General features: G+C 74.2%; 17 protein-coding genes. 1 reads left to right on the top strand and 16 read right to left on the bottom strand.

What is annotated here, in order from left to right:
* Positions 1-23 precede the first annotated feature (23 nt).
* From nusB to FH969_RS05470, 16 genes are all read right to left on the bottom strand, one after another.
* Complete coding sequence (gene nusB, locus FH969_RS05550; RefSeq protein ID WP_108717464.1) at positions 24-482, bottom strand: transcription antitermination factor NusB; 459 nt, start codon at positions 480-482, stop codon at positions 24-26.
* Positions 483-487: 5 nt separating this feature from the next.
* On the bottom strand, positions 488-1,045 hold the full coding sequence (efp, locus tag FH969_RS05545) for an elongation factor P (protein WP_108717465.1): 558 nt from the start codon (positions 1,043-1,045) through the stop codon (positions 488-490).
* Between the two features lie 208 nt (positions 1,046-1,253).
* A complete protein-coding gene (locus FH969_RS05540; RefSeq protein WP_180359679.1) occupies positions 1,254-1,760 on the bottom strand; it encodes a hypothetical protein in 507 nt (168 codons plus the stop codon).
* A 219-nt stretch (positions 1,761-1,979) separates the two neighbouring features.
* Complete coding sequence (locus tag FH969_RS05530; RefSeq protein ID WP_139986421.1) at positions 1,980-2,693, bottom strand: helix-turn-helix domain-containing protein; 714 nt, start codon at positions 2,691-2,693, stop codon at positions 1,980-1,982.
* Between the two features lie 86 nt (positions 2,694-2,779).
* Positions 2,780-3,889, bottom strand: coding sequence for a 3-dehydroquinate synthase (gene aroB, locus FH969_RS05525; protein WP_139986420.1), 1,110 nt, complete (start codon positions 3,887-3,889; stop codon positions 2,780-2,782).
* Entirely contained in the window at positions 3,886-4,521 is a 636-nt protein-coding gene (locus FH969_RS05520; protein ID WP_139986419.1) for a shikimate kinase, read from the bottom strand. The genes aroB and FH969_RS05520 overlap by 4 nt, the downstream gene beginning before the upstream one ends.
* A complete protein-coding gene (gene aroC, locus FH969_RS05515) occupies positions 4,518-5,705 on the bottom strand; it encodes a chorismate synthase (protein WP_108717469.1) in 1,188 nt (395 codons plus the stop codon). Before aroC ends, FH969_RS05520 begins: the two co-directional genes overlap by 4 nt.
* A gap of 114 nt (positions 5,706-5,819) precedes the next feature.
* Positions 5,820-6,518: a prepilin peptidase gene (locus FH969_RS15950; RefSeq protein ID WP_180359678.1), complete on the bottom strand. Its 699-nt coding sequence runs from the start codon at positions 6,516-6,518 to the stop codon at positions 5,820-5,822.
* Complete coding sequence (locus FH969_RS05505; protein ID WP_139986417.1) at positions 6,515-7,369, bottom strand: shikimate dehydrogenase; 855 nt, start codon at positions 7,367-7,369, stop codon at positions 6,515-6,517. The genes FH969_RS15950 and FH969_RS05505 overlap by 4 nt, the downstream gene beginning before the upstream one ends.
* A gap of 67 nt (positions 7,370-7,436) precedes the next feature.
* Positions 7,437-8,696, bottom strand: a complete 1,260-nt coding sequence (mltG, locus tag FH969_RS05500; protein ID WP_108717472.1) for an endolytic transglycosylase MltG — start codon at positions 8,694-8,696, stop codon at positions 7,437-7,439.
* Positions 8,697-8,714: 18 nt separating this feature from the next.
* Positions 8,715-9,179 (bottom strand): Holliday junction resolvase RuvX, encoded by a 465-nt coding sequence (ruvX, locus tag FH969_RS05495; protein ID WP_180359680.1) that lies wholly within the window; start codon positions 9,177-9,179, stop codon positions 8,715-8,717.
* Positions 9,180-9,181: 2 nt separating this feature from the next.
* The gene (gene alaS, locus FH969_RS05490; protein ID WP_108717474.1) at positions 9,182-11,872 is read right to left on the bottom strand and encodes an alanine--tRNA ligase; all 2,691 of its coding nucleotides are present in this window, start codon (positions 11,870-11,872) and stop codon (positions 9,182-9,184) included.
* Positions 11,873-12,063: 191 nt separating this feature from the next.
* Positions 12,064-12,384, bottom strand: a complete 321-nt coding sequence (locus tag FH969_RS05485; protein WP_108717475.1) for a hypothetical protein — start codon at positions 12,382-12,384, stop codon at positions 12,064-12,066.
* Entirely contained in the window at positions 12,384-12,746 is a 363-nt protein-coding gene (locus FH969_RS05480; protein WP_108717476.1) for a DUF948 domain-containing protein, read from the bottom strand. The genes FH969_RS05485 and FH969_RS05480 overlap by 1 nt, the downstream gene beginning before the upstream one ends.
* 138 nt (positions 12,747-12,884) lie before the next feature.
* Positions 12,885-13,508, bottom strand: a complete 624-nt coding sequence (rpsD, locus tag FH969_RS05475) for a 30S ribosomal protein S4 (RefSeq protein WP_108717477.1) — start codon at positions 13,506-13,508, stop codon at positions 12,885-12,887.
* Between the two features lie 462 nt (positions 13,509-13,970).
* A complete protein-coding gene (locus tag FH969_RS05470) occupies positions 13,971-15,398 on the bottom strand; it encodes a replication-associated recombination protein A (RefSeq protein WP_139986416.1) in 1,428 nt (475 codons plus the stop codon).
* A 66-nt stretch (positions 15,399-15,464) separates the two neighbouring features.
* On the opposite strand from FH969_RS05470, the gene FH969_RS05465 reads away from it, so the two are divergent.
* Positions 15,465-17,759 (top strand): MMPL family transporter, encoded by a 2,295-nt coding sequence (locus FH969_RS05465; RefSeq protein ID WP_139986415.1) that lies wholly within the window; start codon positions 15,465-15,467, stop codon positions 17,757-17,759.
* Positions 17,760-17,779 lie beyond the last annotated feature (20 nt).

Below are 17,779 nucleotides of genomic sequence, written 5' to 3'. Positions count from 1 at the left end.
AAAGGTGGAGGTTCTCGTGCACCCTACTCCGCGGCGACGGCCTGCCCGGGGGCGTCCCGCAGGGCGGGCGCGAGGCGCTGCAGCTGGCCGAGCAGGCCGTTGACGAAGCCCGGCGACTCGTCGGTGGACAGCTCGGCCGCGAGGTTCGTGGCCTGCTCCACGGCGACGGCGTCGGGCACGTCGTCGTTCCACAGCAGCTCCCACGCGCCGACCCGCAGGATCGCGAGGTCGACGGCGGGCATCCGGTCCAGCGTCCAGGAGTGGGAGTAGGACGCGAGGAGCTCGTCGATCCGCGCGCGGTGCGCCGCGACGCCCTCGACGATCTCCGCCGCGTACGTGCGCATCGGCTTGAGCCCCGAGGGGTCGGCGATGCGCTGCGCGAGCAGCTCGACGACGTCGACGCGGTCACCGGCGCGGCCGCGCTGGTCGGCCTCGAAGAGCAGGTCGACGGCGCGGCGGCGGTCCTTGGAGCGGTCCGGCATGCGCGTCAGGCGCGGCCGAGGTAGTCACCCGTGCGGGTGTCCACCTTGACCTTGGTGCCCTGCTCGATGAAGAGCGGGACCTGGATCTCGTAGCCGGTCTCGATCGTGGCGGGCTTGGTGCCCGCGTTCGAGCGGTCGCCCTGCAGGCCGGGCTCGGTGTAGGTGACCTCGAGCACGACGCTCGCCGGGAGCTCGACGTAGAGCGGGTTGCCCTCGTGCAGCGCCATGATCACGGCCTGGTTCTCCAGGAGGAAGTTCGCGGCGTCGCCCACGGTGGCCTCGGGCACGAAGATCTGCTCGTAGTCGGAGGCGTCCATGAAGACGAAGGAGTCGCCGTCCTTGTACAGGTACTGCATGTCGCGGCGGTCGACGTTCGCCGTCTCGACCTTGAGGCCGGCGTTGAAGGTCTTGTCCACGGTCTTGCCCGACAGCACGTTCTTGAGCTTGGTGCGGACGAACGCCGGGCCCTTGCCGGGCTTGACGTGCTGGAACTCGACGACGCTCCAGAGCTGACCCTCGAGGTTGAGGACCGTGCCGTTCTTCAGGTCGTTGGTCGTTGCCACTTCTCGTCCGTCCTCACGTCGCGGTCGACGCGTGTGCGCGCCGTCTCGATCTCCTGTGGGCGCCCTGCATCAGCGACGACCTGCCGGTCCTCAGCTGGTCACCGGCTGCTCTCCAGCCGGTGACGGGCGCGTGGCCCCGGCCTCGCGGGCCCGGACACAAACCACCTCATCCTACCGGGCGGGCCGCCGCGGCGGCGACGCACGGGCCTCAGGCCAGCTGTGCGAGCCACCACAGCCCGCCCGCGCCGCACGCCACGGCCCAGACGAGCGAGGCGAGCGTGCCGATGATGAACCGCTCCGAGACCGCAGCGCTCAGCTCGGCGGCCTGCTCCTGTGCGGCGCGCTCCTTCGCGGCCTGCTCCTGCGCGGCCTGCTCCTGCGCGGCGCGCGCCTGGGGGTCGGTCGGTGGGTCGCCCTGGACGGCGACCGGCCCCGCCGCGCCCGTGCGTGCCGTCGCGGCGCCGCGCAGCTCCGGGTAGCGCCCCAGCCCCTTGACGGCGACGACGATCGCGACGCCCTCCGGGTGGCCGAGCAGGACCGACCCGGCGACGGCGAGCCGCTCGAGCACCCCGATCACGAGGCCACCGCGCAGCAGCGACGCCGCCTGTGCGCGCATCCGCCCGCGCTCCGGGGTGAGCCCGAGGACGGCGGGGACGACGATCGCCCCGCCCGCGGACGCGAGCAGGAGCGCGAGGACGACGACGAGCACCACCATGCGCCCATCGAACCAGGCACCTCCGACGCGTGCGCTCGCGCCGGGCCGGGCTGCGCCGGGCCGGGCTGCGCCGGGCCGGGCTGCGCTGGGCCGGGCTGCGCCGGGCCGGGCTGCGCTGAGCCGGGCTGGGCCACACCGGCGCGTGACTGACGGGAGGCGGACGAGAGCATGCGGCGGGCTGCGCGGCCGCGATCGCGACCCGGAAGCCCCGCGCGGGGCCTAGCGGCCGTCGAGTGCGGCCAGCAGGCGCGCCACCACGGGGCGCGCCGCCTGCTCGGTGTCCCACAGCGCCGCGCGGCGATGCTTGCTCACCGCCTGCGGCGAGATCCTCAGCTCGCGCGCCACCTCGACACCCGTCGTCCCCGTGGCGAGGAGGTCGAGCACGCGCCAGGCCGTGTCGCTCCGCGCGGCGACCACGGCGGCGAGCAGGTGGACGAGCGGTTCGACGGCGGCGGCCCCCGCCGGACCCGTGGGCACCTCGCGACCGGCGAGACCCTCGGCGCTCCCGCGCTCCGCGCGCCCCCGGGCGCCCGCAGTCCCCGCGACGCCCGCAGTCCCCGCGACGTCCGCGTCCGGGCCGACACCGCCGCCCGACGGGGCCGCCTCGATCGCGAGCGGGAGCGGCACGGTGCGGCCCTTGGCGCGCTCGACCGCGGCGCGCGCACGCACGAACGCCTCCCCCGCGCTCTCGGGCGCGGTCGACGCCAGTCGTCCTGGCCCGACGCCCACGCCGATGCTCCAGCCGCCGAGGCGGACGAGGCGCAGACACGCCTCGAGCGCCGCAGCCGCATCCTCCGGCACGCCCTGGAGCTCGTCACCCACCGTCCGCACGAACGGCAGGAGCACGGGCACGCCCTCGAGCACGTCGAGCGCCTCCGGCACCCGATCCACGCCGTGGCGACTGCCCTCCTGATCCGCCGTGATGACCAGCATGGCATCAACCCTAGCGGGTTGATGTAATACGATCAACCACGAAGGGTTGATCATGCCTGATCAACCGGATCCCGCGTGCAGCACCGTTACAGGTCGACCGCACCCCCGGCCGCGGTCTCGCTCACCTCGGCGTAGGCGGCGGTCAGCAGCGTGGGGTCCGGGCCCTCGATCCGGATCGGACGGCCCACCCCCTCAAGGCCGACGAAGCGGAGCATGTCGCCGCGAGTCTTCTTGTCCCGCCGCATGGCCTCGAGCAGGCGGGGCCACCGGTCGCCCCGGTAGGTGACGGGCAGCCCGAGCGAGGTGAGGATCGCCCGGTGCCGGTCGACCACGTCCTCCGCCAGGCGCCCGGAGAGACGCGCGAGCTCGGCCTCGTAGACCATCCCCACGCTCACCGCCGCGCCGTGCCGCCACTGGTAGCGCTCGACCTGCTCGATCGCGTGCGCGAACGTGTGCCCGTAGTTGAGGATCTCCCGCAGGTCGGCCTCCCGCAGGTCCTGCGACACCACGCGGGCCTTGACCGCCACGGCGCGCTCGACGAGCTCGCGCAGCACCGGCGAGCCCGGCGTCGCGGCCTCGTCCGGTGAGGCCTCCACGAGGTCGAGGATCACCGGGTCCGCGATGAACCCGCACTTCACCACCTCGGCCAGCCCCGCGACGAGGTCGTGCCTCGGCAGCGTCTCGAGCGTCCCGAGATCGGCCAGCACGCCGACCGGCGAGTGGAACGCGCCGACGAGATTCTTGCCCTCGGCCGTGTTGATCCCCGTCTTGCCGCCGACGGCCGCGTCGACCATCGCGAGCAGCGTCGTCGGGACCTGCACTACCCGCACGCCGCGCAGCCAGGTCGCCGCCACGAACCCGGCAAGGTCCGTCGTGGCACCCCCGCCGATGCCGACCACCGCGTCGCTGCGGGTGAACCCGGCCTGCCCGAGGACGCCCCAGCAGAAGGCGGCGACCTGCGCGGTCTTGGCCTCCTCGGCGTCGGGCACCTCGGCGATGTACGCCTCGTAACCGAGCGCGACGAGGTCCTCGCGCACCGCCTCGGCGGTCGCGGCGAGCGCGTGCGGCGCGAGCAGCAGGACGCGCTGCACGCCCTCGCCGAGCAGCGGCGCGAGCTCGCCGAGCAGCCCGTGCCCGATCACGACGTCGTACGTGCGCTCGGCCGTGACCGTGATCCTCGTGGCCGGTCCTGTCATCGCGGGTCCCTCTCCTCCAGCACGCGGACGACGTCCGCGGCGACCTGGGCAGGCGTGCGGTCGTCGGTGTCGACGGCGGCCACCGCCACGGTGTCGTACAGCGCGCGGCGCTCCTGGGCGAGCCGTGCCCACTGTGCGCGCGGGTTGCCGAGGAAGACCGGTCGCGCCGTCGAGAGCCCGAGCCGGGGCGCGGCGTGCGCGAGCGACACCGTCAGCTGGACCAGCGGCAGGCCGACGACGGCGTCGCGCACCTCGGGCGCGGTGAGCGCACCCGAGCCGAGGGCCACGACGACGGGGCTGCTGTCGGGCCCTGCGGTCACCGCCGCGTCCGACTCCTCGGGCGCCACGCCGGAGCCCTCCGGCACCGCACTCTCGCCGTCGCCGTCGCCGCCATCGCCGTCGCCCGGTACCGCACGGCCACCGAGCAGCGCGAGCACGACCTGCGTCTCCGCCGCGCGGAACGCGTCCTCGCCGCGGACCACGAACGCCGTCGCGACGTCGGTGTGGCCGAGCTGCTCGGCCGTCACCCGCTCGGTGTCGACCACGGCGAGCCCGCGGGCCGCGGCCAGCTCGCGCGCGACCGTCGAGGTGCCCGCCCCCGGCGGCCCGACGAGCAGCACGAACGGCGTCATCGCATCGTCGCGGGCACCGCGTCGAGATAGGCGCGCAGGTTGCGCGCGGACTCCTCGACGCTGTCCCCACCGACCTTCTCCAGCAGCGCCTGCGCGAGCACGAGCGCGACCATCGCCTCCGCGACCACGGCCGCGGGCGGCACCGCGCACACGTCGGAGCGCTGGTGGATCGCCTTGGCGGCCTCCCCCGTCGCGACGTCCACGGTGTCCAGCGCGCGAGGCACCGTCGAGATCGGCTTCATCGCGGCGCGCACACGCAGGACCTCGCCGTTCGTCATGCCACCCTCGAGCCCGCCCGCGCGATTGCTGCGCCGGTGCAGCACGCCGCTGGGGTCCCGCTCGATCTCGTCGTGTGCGGCCGAGCCGCGCCGCCGCGCCGTCGTGAAGCCGTCGCCGACCTCGACGCCCTTCATCGCCTGGATGCCCATGAGCGCGGCGGCGAGCCGGGCATCGAGCCGGCGGTCGGACTGCACGTAGGAGCCGAGGCCCGGCGGCAGGCCGTAGGCCAGTACCTCGACGACGCCGCCGAGGGTGTCGCCGGCCTTCTTGCACTCGTCGATCTCCGCGACCATCGCCGCGGACGTGTTCGCGTCGTGGCAGCGCACGGGGTCGGCGTCCAACGCCGCGACGTCGTCGGGACCCGGCAGGGGTGCGTCGTCGGGGACGGCGACCTCGCCGATCGAGACGACGTGCGAGACGAGCCGGACGCCGGCGACCTGCTCGAGGTAGTGCGCGGCCAGCACGCCGAGCGCCACGCGGGCCGCGGTCTCTCGCGCGCTGGCGCGCTCGAGCACGGGACGCGCCTCGTCGAAGCCGTACTTCGTCATGCCGATGAGGTCGGCGTGCCCGGGTCGCGGTCGCGTGAGCGGGGCGCCGCGGGCGCCGCTGAGGATCGCCGGGTCGACGGGATCGGCGCTCATCACCTGCTCCCACTTGGGCCACTCGGTGTTACCGATCTCGATCGCGACGGGGCCGCCCTGCGAACGCCCGTGCCGCACGCCGCCGAGCAGGGTCACCTCGTCCTGCTCGAAGCTCATCCGTGCGCCGCGGCCGTAGCCGAGGCGCCGACGCGCGAGCGCCTCCTGGATCTCCTGGGTCGTCACGGCGACCCCGGCCGGAAGTCCTTCGAGCATCGCGACGAGCGCCGGACCGTGCGACTCGCCGGCGGTCAACCACCTGAGCATGATCGGCATCCTCCCACGCCGCACCGCGACCCGCCGCGCGTGGCCGGGTGGCGAGACCCGCCGTCGTGCGGGCTCGCACCGATCACGCGAGTCTCAGGGGAACGCTGGGGGGCGTCAGGCGAACCCCGCGGCCACCACCGCGGCGGCGAGCACGAGCACCGGTCCGAACGGCACGGCCGTGCGCGCCGTCACCCGGCGTGCGGCGAGCAGGACGAGCGAGCCCACGCCGCCGACGACGAACGCGAGCAGGAGCATCGCCACCGCCACGATCGCCCCGCCCCACCAGGGCGCGGGTCCGAACCCGGACGCGAGGCCCAGCAGGGCTCCCAGCAGGGCGGCGAGCTTGACGTCGCCGTAGCCCATCCCCGGCGGGTAGGCGAACGCGACGAGGCCGAGCACGAGGTACCCGACCACGGCACCCGCGAGCGCGCCCAGCACGAGCGCGGGGCGCCCGGCGATGAGGGCGCCCACGACAGCGAGCGCGACCCCGACTCCCCCGACCCGCAGGACGAGGACGTCGGGCAGGCGGTGCGCCGCGGCGTCCACCAGCGCCGCCGCACCGGCCGCGACCCAGCCGACGGCGAGCCCCGACCAGGTCGCCGGCGGCAGCTCCTGGGCGTGCGCGGTGAGCACGCTCAGCGCGGCCAGGCCCGCGCACGTGCACGCCACCACGGCGGGCCGCAGGGTCCACGGCCGGCGCTGGTCGTGGGCCGACAGCCGGGCGAGCGTGCGCAGCCACGGCGCGGCGCGCCACCCCGCCGCCCCGGCGAGGAGTGCGACGAGCGCCGCCACCGCCGCAGCGGGCAGGCTCACGGCAGCGCTGCGACCAGCGCCGCGCGCATCGCGTCCACCGGCGCGGGCACGCCCGTCATCAGCCGGACCTGCTCGACCGCCTGGTGCAGCAGCATGAGCCAGCCCGGCGCGACGCAGCCGCCGCAGTCCTCCCACGCCCGCGCGAGCGCCGTGGGCCACGGGTCGTAGATCGCGTCGAGGAGCACCTGGTCCGGCCGCAGCCGAGCCCCGGAGCGGGCCAGCTCGGCGGTCAGCCCGGCCGCGACGGGATCGGCGGCGCCCGCGACCGCGGTCTGCAGCACGATGTCCGCCCCGAGGATGAACCGCGCCGCCTGGTCGAACCGCCGCAGCGTCACGTCGACCCCCATCCGGTGCGCGGCCTGGAGCAGGTCCGCGGCGCGTGCGCTCGAGCGCACGCACACGACCGGCGAGTTGACCCCGAGCTCGGCGAGCGCCGCGAGGCCCGCCGCGGCGGTGCCGCCGGCACCGAGCACGACGGCGGAGGTCGCCGGGTCCGCACCGCGCACCTCGCGCACGGCCTGGGCCACGCCGTGGACGTCCGTGTTCGCGGCCACGACGAGGCGACCGGCACCGGCGCCCTGCAGGACGAGCGTGTTGGCCGCACCGACGGTCGCGGCCAGGGGGTCGGTGACGTCGGCGAGCGCGAGCGCGGCCTTCTTGTGAGGCATCGTCACGGACAACCCGGCCCACTCCGGACCGCAACCCGAGAGCCATGCGGCGAGCTCGCCGTCGGGCACGTCGATCGCGTCGTAGGACCAGCCGTCGAGGCCGAGCGTGCGGTAGGCGGCGCCGTGCAGCACGGGTGACAGGCTGTGCGCCACGGGGTGTCCGACGACGCCGGCCCGCCGCACGGGCGGCGTGTGCGGGCCGGAGCGTCCGGACGTGCCAGGCGCGGCAGGTGCGCCGCGAGTCACCGACTCAGCCCTCGGGGACGGGGCACGTGCTGCCGTTCGCGACGTACTTCTCGTTCCAGGCCCGGAACTGCTCCTGCAGCTGGAGGAACTCGTTGTAGTCGTCGGTGAACGTCGTGACGCCGGAGCACAGGTCGGTGGACACGAAGAACACCCAGTCGCCCTCCTCCGGGTACACCGCGGCCTCCATGAGACGCGAGTCGATCGAGCCGATCGGCGACGGCGGCAGGCCGGAGTTCTTGCGGGTGTTGTACGGGCTCGTGTCGCTGTTGTGCAGCGAGGGGTCCATCGTCTGACCCGGGTTCTGCACCGACCACGCGTAGTCGAGCGTCGAGTCCATGCCCAGCGTGGTGGCTCCCGTCGCGTTGCCCGGGACGAGGCGGTTCTCGATGACGCGGGTGACCTTGGGCCAGTCCTCCTCGAAGAACGCCTCCTTGATCGCGATCGAGCCGATCGTGAGGACCCGCAGGCGGTCCTCGGGGGCAACGCCGAGCTTGTCGAGCTCGCTGATGGTGCGGTCGTACATCTGCTTGAGCACGTCGGCGGCGGTGGAGCCCGGCGGGACCGAGTACGTCGAGGGGTAGAACCACCCCTCCATCGGGTCCAGCACGCCGTCGTTGGTGTTGGGCGGACCGTCGAGCCCGAAGCTCGCGTAGTCGTGCGCGGCCGTGGTGACGTCCTCGACGGGGATGCCGAGGTTGTCCGCGATCCGCGCGTAGATCTGGTCGGCGCGCCAGCCCTCCGGGATGGTGATGCGGCTGTCCACCCGGCGGTTCGGGTCCAGCAGCGCCGAGACGGCGTCGGATGCCTTCATCTCCAGGGCGAGGGAGTACGACCCGGGCTGGATCGACGTGGCGGCCGAGTTCGCGGCGAACGCCGCGGAGAACGCGTCGGTCGTCGCGACCACGCCGGCCGTGGTGAGGATGTCGCCGATCTGAGCGCCGTTGGCCCCCTCGGGGATGTCCACCGTGACCTCGTCGTGGCCGGGACCCGGATAGTCGGTGACCATCGGGGTCGCCTGCGGGTCGGGCGTGACCGACGGCACGATGATCTTCACCGCGAAGAACCCGATCCCCCCCAGGATCGCGATCATCACGACGAAGCTGAAGATCGAGCGCCGACGGCGGCGCGCGACCTCGCGCGCGGACCTGCTGTCGCCGCGTCCGTTGCCCCCCTGGCCGGACGTGCGCCGCTGGCGCCGGCTGGCCCGCTCCTCCTCGTACTCGAGCTCGTCGTGCTCGGGCGAGTCCCCGAAGAGATCCGTCACGGTATCGATTCCTCCACGTCAGCCCCCTGACGTCAGTTCAGTCCCCGGCGGCGTCCCCGTGGAGCGCTCGAGGTCGAGAGCAGCCTGCAGGATCACCACCGCTGCCACCTGGTCGACGACGGACCGCTGGTCTCGGGCCCTGCGGCCCGAGGCGGTCATCGCCCGTTGCGCCGTCGACGTCGAGAATCGCTCGTCCACGAGACGGACGGGGACCGGTGCGACGGCGCGCGCAATCGTCCGAGCGTAACCCCGTGCGAGGCCGGCGGCCGCACGTTCGCGCCCGTCCAGGGATCGCGGGAGCCCGACCACCACCTCGACGGCGTCGAACTCGCGCACGATCTCCACAACCCGGGCGGACCCATCCTGGCCGGGCGTGCGCCGCACCGTCTCGACCGGGGTCGCGATGAGGCCGTCGGGGTCGCTGCGGGCGACGCCGACGCGCACGCTGCCGACGTCGACACCCACCCGGACCCCGCGACGCACGCTCAGGCCAGCCTCGAGCGCACCGACTCGGCCGCGCCGGCCAGCGCCGCGGGCAGCGCCGAGGCGTCGGCCCCGCCGCCCTGCGCGACGTCGTCGCGACCGCCGCCGCGACCGCCGAGGGCGGCCGCGAGGTCGCGCACCAGGTCGCCGGCCTTGAGGCCGCGCCCGCGCGCCGCCTCAGAGGTCGCGACCACGACGGCGGGCCGCCCCTTGGCGACGGCGCCCACCACCACGACGGCCGCGCCGCCGAGCCGCTCACGCAGGTCGAGGGCGAGCGTGCGTGCGTCGTCCCCGCCTGCGACCTCGCCCGCGTCGTGCGCGAGGACGCGCACGCCGTCGACGTCCTGCGCCTGCGCGACGAGCGCCCCCGCCTTCGCGAGGAGCTGGGACTGGCGCAGCGCGGCGAGCTCGCGCTCGGCGTCCTTGAGCCGGCCGAGCAGGCCGGAGATCCGCTCGGGCAGTTCCTCGCTGCGCACGCCGACGAGCTGGGAGAGCTGGGAGACCAGGACCTGCTCGCGCGCGTGGAAGCGCTGGGCCGCGTCACCGACGAGGGCCTCGACCCGGCGCACGCCGGAGCCGATCGAGGACTCCCCGAGCAGGGTGACGGGGCCGAGGTGCCCGGTGGAGCGCACGTGGGTCCCGGCGCACAGCTCGCGTGACCAGTCGCCGCCGATCTCCACGACCCGCACCCGGTTGCCGTACTTCTCCCCGAAGAGCGCCATCGCGCCGAGTGCACGCGCGTCGTCCAGCGCCATCGTGCGGTCGGTGACCTCGAGGTCCTCCGCCGCGCGTGAGTTCACGCGCTCGGCGATCTCGGGCAGCGCGGAGGCGGGCGGCTGGCTGCCGGCCCGAAAATCGAACCGCAGCCGGTGCGGCGCGTTCTCGGAGCCGGCCTGGGTGGCCGACTCCCCCAGCGTCTCCCGCAGCGCCTTGTGCACGAGGTGCGTGGCGGTGTGGGCACGCGCGATCGCGTGCCGGCGCTCGGTGTCGATGCTCGCCACGCCGCCGTCGCCGAGCGTCGCCTGACCCTCGACGAGGCGTCCGCGGTGCACGGAGAAGCCCTTGATCGGGGCCTGCACGTCGTCGACCTCGATCACGCCACCGCCGTCGAGCACGATCTGGCCCTGGTCGGCGAGCTGGCCGCCGGCCTCGGCGTAGAAGGGCGTGCGGTCCAGCACGACCTCGACGTCCGCGGGCGCGGACACGGTGGGCACCGGGGCACCGCCGCTGAGCAGACCCACCACGGACACCCGTGCGGTCGCGTCGGTGTAGCCGAGGAACTGCACGGGCTGAGCGAGGTCGCCCGCCATCGCGGTGTAGATCGACGTGTCGACGTGGCCGGTCTTCTTCGCGAGCGCGTCCGCGCGGGCGCGCTGGCGCTGCTCGGTCATGAGCCGGCGGAAGGTCTCGGTGTCGATCGAGAGGCCCTGCTCGGACGCCATCTCGACCGTGAGGTCGATCGGGAAGCCGTAGGTGTCGTGCAGCTTGAACGCGTCCTCGCCGGTGATCGCCGTGCCGCCGGACTGCCGCACGCGGCGCACCGCGGTGTCGAGGATCGTCGTGCCGGACTCCAGGGTGCGTCGGAACGCGTCCTCCTCGTCGTAGACGATGCCCGAGATGCGCGCGAAGTCGGCCTCGAGCTCGGGGTAGGAGGCTTTCATCGCGTCCTTGGACACCGGCAGGAGCTCCGGCAGCGCCGGGTCGGTCACGCCGAGCAGACGCATGGCCCGCACGGACCGGCGCAGGAGACGGCGCAGCACGTAGCCGCGGCCCTCGTTGGCGGGCCGGACGCCGTCGCCCACGAGCATCAGCGCCGAGCGGACGTGGTCGGCCACGACGCGCATCCGCACGTCGTCCTCGGGCTCGCTCACGCCGTCGCCGCCCCCGTAGGTGCGGCCCGAGAGCTCCTGGACGCGCTGGATGACGGGGAATACCTCGTCGATCTCGTACATGTTCGCCTTGCCCTGCTTGAGGAAGGCGATGCGCTCCAGGCCCGCGCCGGTGTCGATGGCCTTGGAGTCCAGCTCCTTGAGCAGCGGGTAGCTCTTGCCGGTGCCCTCTCCGCGCAGGAACTGGTCGAAGACGAGGTTCCAGATCTCGAGGTAGCGGTCACCGCCCGGGTCGACCGTCCCGCCGACCGCCTCGGGGCCGAACTCGGGCCCGCGGTCGTAGTGGAACTCCGCGCACGGGCCCGCCGGGCCGGGCTGGCCCGTGTCCCAGAAGTTCTCCTCGCGCGGCAGGCGCACGATCTGGTCGGGGTTGACGCCCACGTTCGTGAGGGCCGAGAGCGCGACGTCGTCCTGGTCCCAGATGGTCACCCACAGCCGTGAGCCGTCGAAGCCGAACCGGCCCCTCTCCGGGTCACCGGTGAGGAGCTCCCACGCGTAGGCGATTGCCCCGTCCTTGAAGTAGTCGCCGAACGAGAAGTTGCCGAGCATCTGGAAGAACGTGCCGTGCCGCGTGGTGCGCCCGACGTTCTCGATGTCGTTGGTCCGGATGCACTTCTGGGCGCTCGCCACCCGCGGCCACGGTGCGGGCTCGGTCCCCACGATGTAAGGGATGAACGGGACCATGCCGGCGATCGTGAAGAGGATCGAGGGGTCCGGGGAGATGAGGGACGTGCTCGGGACGATCGTGTGGTCCTGCTCCTCGAAGAAGTCGAGGTAGCGGCGGCGGATCTGAGCGGTGCGCATCGTGGGTCCTCGTGGGTCCTCGTGGAGCCGCAGGCGGCGGCGGTGGGTGCGGGGTGAGCAGCCGGGTGGGTGCTGGGGCGAGCGGGTCGGCCAGCGAGCCGGCCGGAGGTGGATGCTACGGGTGGGCTCCGGTCGCCGGCGGGCACGAGCTCCCGGTCCTGCGGGCCGGTGCGTTCGGCGACGACCGTCGGCTAGAAGTCCTCGTCGTCGACGTCCCACGCGTCCGCGGCGCGGGGCCGCGTCCGGGCGGCGCGGTGCGTGCGTGACTCGGCGACCGCGTCGGGCGGCGGCAGGAGGTCGGCGGCCAGGCGCGCCTCCTGCTCGCGCATCGCCTCGGCGACCTCGCCCGCGGCGACGCGCAGCTCGGTGACACCGCGCGTGACGGCGTCGGCGAGGCCGCGCGGCGTGAGGGTGCGGGCGACCGAGTCGGCCGCCGAGCGGGCGCGGCCCACCTGGTACACGACGGCGACGGCGACCGCGGCCCCGAGGCCGGCCCAGACCAGGCGGCGCATCAGGACCGCCCCCGACGGCGCGCGACGACGCTGCGCACCGCGAAGGAGAACGCCGCGACCCGGATCATCGGGCGGGCGAGGGTGGCCGACACGAGCGTGGTGAGGGCCGAGACGTTGGTGCCGATCTCGGCGGCCGACGTGGTCACGGTGTCGACCTTGCCGAGCTGGGCGTTGGCGCCCCGCACGGTCTCGGCGGCCTCGTCGATCACGGGCAGCGTGTGCTCTGTGAACCGGGTGACGCTGGTCCGGGTCTCGTCGAGCACGGCGCCGAGCCGCAGCAGCGGGACGGCAAGCACCACCACGAGCGCGACGAACGCGAGCGCGGCGAGCAGGCCGGCGATGTCACCGAGCGATACGGACACGAGTGCACCCTTCCGTGGAGTCGGAGCCGGGAGGTGGCGGATCCTCGGACGAGACTACCCAGACGCGCGTGTGCCCCGGCACGAGCCGGGGCACACGCGGTGGGTCGAGTCGACGCGACGGACTCGGACGGTCGCGGATCAGCGGGCGTAGAGCTCGACGATCAGTTGGACGTCGGCCTGCACGGGGACCTCGGCGCGCTTCGGCTCGCGCACCAGGGAGGCGCGGAGCTTCTCGAGCTGGACGTCGAGGTAGCCCGGCACCTGGGGCAGCACGTCGCGGTGCGCACCGGCGGCGGCGATCTGGAACGGGGTGGTGGCCTGGCTCTTGGGCTTGACCTGGATGGTTTGGCCCGGCTTCACGCGGAAGGACGGGCGGTCCACGATCGCGCCGTCCACGAGGATGTGGCGGTGCACCACGACCTGGCGGGCCTGGGCGATCGTGCGGGCGAAGCCGGAGCGCAGCACGAGCGCGTCGAGACGCATCTCGAGCAGCTCGACGAAGCGGTCACCGGTCAGACCCGGGTGACGACGCGCCTCGTCGAACGTGCGGCGGAACTGGGCCTCGCGGATGCCGTACTGCGCGCGCAGACGCTGCTTCTCCTTGAGACGCACCGCGTAGTCGGACTCCTGCCGCTTGCGCGCACGACCGTGCTCACCGGGTGGGTAGGGACGCTTCTCGAAGGCGCGAGCGGCCTTCGGCGTGAGGGCGATGCCCAGGGCGCGCGAGAGGCGCACCTGGTTGCGGGCGCGGCTGGAAGCCATGCTGTTCTCGTTCCTGTCTCGATGTCACTCCCGGCGCGGCGTGTCCGTCCGGGGGTGGGGCCGACCTTCGGTGCTCCGGCGAGCCGGTGCGGTGGCTAGGACCCCAGGGCCGTGCTGTCCGATCGCGACCGGGTGGTCGTGGGCGGGCGCAAGGCAACTGAAGGATCCTACCGCATCGCCTCGTGCTGCTGCGCGTCGGAGATCCCGCGTGTGACGCTCGGCGCGGCAGAGCGAGCCCGTCCGCGCCCAGCGTCACACCGGCGAGCCCTGCCGCGCCCAGCGTCACACCGGCGAGCCCTGCCGCGCCCAGCGTCACACCGGCCGGCCCTGCCGCGCCCAGCGTCACACCGGCGAGCACTGCCGCGCCCAGCGTCACACCGGCCGGCCCTGCCGCGCCCAGCGTCACACCGGCCGGTCCGGCCGCGCCCAGCGTCACACCGGCCGGTCCGGCCGCGCCCAGCGTCACACCGGGGGCGAAACAGGCCCGACGGAGTCGAGGATCTCCCGGATCCGCTCGAGCCGCTTGGCCACCTGCGCCTCGTTGCCGCGCCCGGTCGGCGCGTAGTACCGAGCACCCTCGAGCCCCTCGGGCAGGTAGCGCTGGGCGGCGACGGCGTGCGGTGCGTCGTGCGCGTAGGCATAGCCCTGGCCGTAGCCCAGCCGCTCGGCGCCCGCGTAGTGCGCGTCCCGCAGGTGGCTGGGCACGGACCCGGCACGACCCGCGCGCACGTCGGCCAGCGCCGCGTCGATCGCGGCGTAGGACGCGTTCGACTTCGGCGCGGTCGCGATGTGCACCACGGCCTGCGCGAGCACGATCCGCGCCTCGGGCATGCCGATGAAGCTCACGGCCTGGAACGCGGCGACGGCGGTGGACAGCGCGGTGGGGTCGGCCATCCCGACCTCCTCGCTCGCCGCGATGACGATGCGCCGCGCCACGAACCGGGGGTCCTCCCCCGCCGCGAGCATCCGGGCGAGGTAGTGCAGCGCCGCGTCGACGTCGCTGCCGCGCATCGACTTGATGAACGCGCTCGCGACGTCGTAGTGCTGGTCCCCGTCGCGGTCGTAGCGCACGGCCGCCACGTCGACGGCGCGCTCCACGGTGGCGAGGTCGATCGCGACCGGGGGCTCGCCGTCGGGCGCCCCCGCCGCGTCCTCGCCGGCTGCCGCGTCGCCGGCTGCGGCCTCGTCGCCCGCCGTCGCCGCGGCCGCCTCGAGCACGGTGAGCGCCTTGCGCGCGTCGCCGCCGACGAGGCGTACGAGGTGCGCGACGGCGTCGTCGTCGATCGTGAACCGGCCGGCCAGGCCGCGCGGGTCGGCGACGGCGCGACGCACGAGGCCGGCGACGTCGTCGGGCTCGAGCGGGCGAAGCGTGAGCAGCAGCGAGCGGGACAGCAGCGGCGAGATGACCGAGAACGACGGGTTCTCGGTGGTCGCCGCGACGAGCGTGACGTACCGGTTCTCCACGCTGGGCAGGAGCGCGTCCTGCTGCGTCTTGGAGAAGCGGTGCACCTCGTCCACGAACAGCACGGTCTCCTCGCCGCCGCCCGCGAGCCGGCGCCGGGCGTCCTCGATGACGGCACGCACGTCGCGCACCCCGGCGGTGACCGCGGACAGCTCGACGAACCGACGTCCCTGCGCGGAGGCCACGAGGTAGCCGATGGTCGTCTTCCCGGTGCCCGGCGGGCCCCACAGCACGACGGACGACGGCGGCACCGCACCCGGGCGGGCGGGCTCGACCAGGCGGCGCAACGGAGAGCCGGGCTGGAGCAGGTGGTCCTGGCCGACGACCTCCTCGAGCCGGGCCGGGCGCATCCGCACCGCGAGGGGCGCGTCGGCGCGCACGGCCGGCGTGCCGTCGTCGGCGCGCGAGGCCGCCTCGAACAGATCCACCCCGGAAGCCTACGGCGAGGCGCTGACGCCCCCGTTGCGCGCGCGGCCCGTGGGAGAGTTGACCCCGTGTTCGTCCGCCTCGGCCACCTCGTCACGCGCCGCCCGCTGTGGGTCCTGGTCGTCTGGGTGCTCGTCGCGGGCATCGCCGCAGGCGCCGCCATGACCGGGCTCGGCGGCACGCCGCTGTTCAAGAAGCTCGAGACGGGCGAGCCGACCGTCCCCGGCAGCCAGTCCGAGCAGGTCTCGCAGCTGCTGCAGGAGTCCGCCTCGGGCGCGACGACGACGCTCATGGTCGACGGCGTGGACCTCACCGACGCCGACGCGGTCGCCGCCACCGACGCGATCCTCGACGACGCCCGCGCGGACCTCACCGCGATCGACGGCGTCGCCGAGGAGGCCGACCCCTACCAGCACCCACTCGGTCCCACGGCGCCCGAGGTCGCGGCCCTCGTGTCCGAGGACGGCGAGGCCTTCCTCGTCACCGTGACGCTCGAGAGCGACCTGTCCGACGCGCGGGAGAAGGCGGTCGGCCTCGAGGTGGAGGACCGGCTCGTCGCGCTCGGCCAGGAGCTCGTCGACGCGGACCTGGCCACGGACGCCGACGTGACGTCAGGCGCAATCCTCATCCGCGAGTTCAACCACCAGATGGAACGGGACCTCGTCCGCGGCGAGCTCGTCGCGCTGCCCATCTCGCTGCTCGTCATGATCATCGTGTTCGGCGGGGCGCTGGCCGCGGGGATGCCGATCGTGGGCGCCCTCGCGTCGATCGCGAGCGGCCTCGGGAGCATCTGGGCGCTGTCGTACGTGATGGACCTGGACTCGGTCGTCATCAACGTCGTCACGCTGCTCGGGCTTGGCCTTTCGATCGACTACGGCCTGCTGATGGTGTCGCGGTTCCGCGAGGAGCTGAAGCACCTCGTCGACGAGATGGAGCTCGCGATCACGGCGGGGATCGCCCTCGGGAAGCGCCGCCGCGGCGGCCGCCGGCGCGACCCGCTGGTGGTGCGCGCCGTCGAGCGGACCGTGGCGACCGCCGGCCGCACGGTGCTCTACTCGGCGCTGACCATCGCGATCTGCGTCGGCGCGCTCACCGCGATGTCGCCGTCGCTGCTCAAGGGCCTCGGCGTGGCGGGCGGCATCGTCGTGGTCATCGCGCTGCTCACGGCGATCACGCTGGTGCCGGCGCTGCTCACGCTGAGCGGACGGCGCTTCCTGCGCCCCTCGGTGCTGGCCCGGGTGCCGCTGGTGCGGCGCGTGGTCGGGCGCCTGGGCGACGTCGCCCCCGAGCACGGCGTGTTCTCCCGGCTCACCACGTGGGTGCAGCGCCGGCCGTGGCTCGTGCTGCTCACGTGCCTCGCGCTGCTGCTGGTCGCGGCGTCGCCGCTGGCGCACCTGCACCTGCGCAACTCCGGCATCGACGCGCTGCCGGAGTCCTCGGCCGCGCGAGGCGCGTACGACGCGGTCGCCGAGCGCTTCCCCGCCACGTCCGCGGCGGACATCTGGGTGGTGCCCGACGCCGTGTCCCCCGCCGAGGACGACGTCGCCGCGATCGCCGCCGACCTTGCGGACGTGCCGGGCGTCGCCTCGGTCGACGCGGCCGCACCCGTGGGGGCCGACGGCGAGCACGTGCTCCTCGGCGTGCGCCTGGGCGACTCGATCGAGCCGGACAGCGCCGACGCGGTCACGGTGGTCCACGACATTCGCGCCCTCGACACCCCCGAGCCGCTGCTGGTCGGTGGCCAGGCCGCGGGCCAGGCCGACTTCACCGCGGCCCTGCTCGAGGGCCTGCCCCTCGCGGGCGGCATGGTGGTGCTCGCGACCTTCGTGCTGCTGTTCCTCATGACCGGGTCGGTCCTCGTGCCGATCAAGGCGCTGCTCACGAACGCCGTGTCGATCTGCGCCTCGCTCGGGATCACGACGTGGGTGTTCCAGGACGGCCACGGCGCAGGGCTGCTGGGGTTCGAGCCGTCGGGCGGGCTCGAGAGCTACGTCGTGGCGATCGTCATCGCCTTCGGGTTCGGCCTCGCGATGGACTACGAGGTCTTCCTCATCTCGCGGATCAAGGAGCTGTACGACCACGGCGCGACGAACGACGACGCAGTGCGGCTCGGTCTGCAGCGCTCGGGTCGGATCATCACGTCCGCCGCGCTCGTCATCATCGTCGTGTTCGCCGGCTTCGCCTCGGGCGATCTGCTGCCGATCAAGGAGGCCGGGTTCGCGCTGGCCGTGGCGGTCGCGCTCGACGCCACCCTCGTCCGGATGCTGCTCGTGCCCGCGACCATGACCGTGCTCGGCGACCTCAACTGGTGGGCGCCGCGGTGGATGCGCCCGATCGCCGCCCGGTTCGCGATCGAGCACTGAGCCGCCGCGTCCGCGCCCCG

Origin of the sequence: Miniimonas arenae, from assembly GCF_006351005.1 — a bacterium.
In the GTDB taxonomy this organism is placed as follows: domain Bacteria; phylum Actinomycetota; class Actinomycetes; order Actinomycetales; family Beutenbergiaceae; genus Miniimonas; species Miniimonas arenae.
Note: the sequence above shows the minus strand (reverse complement) of the source record. Positions and strands in the feature narration are given on the sequence as shown.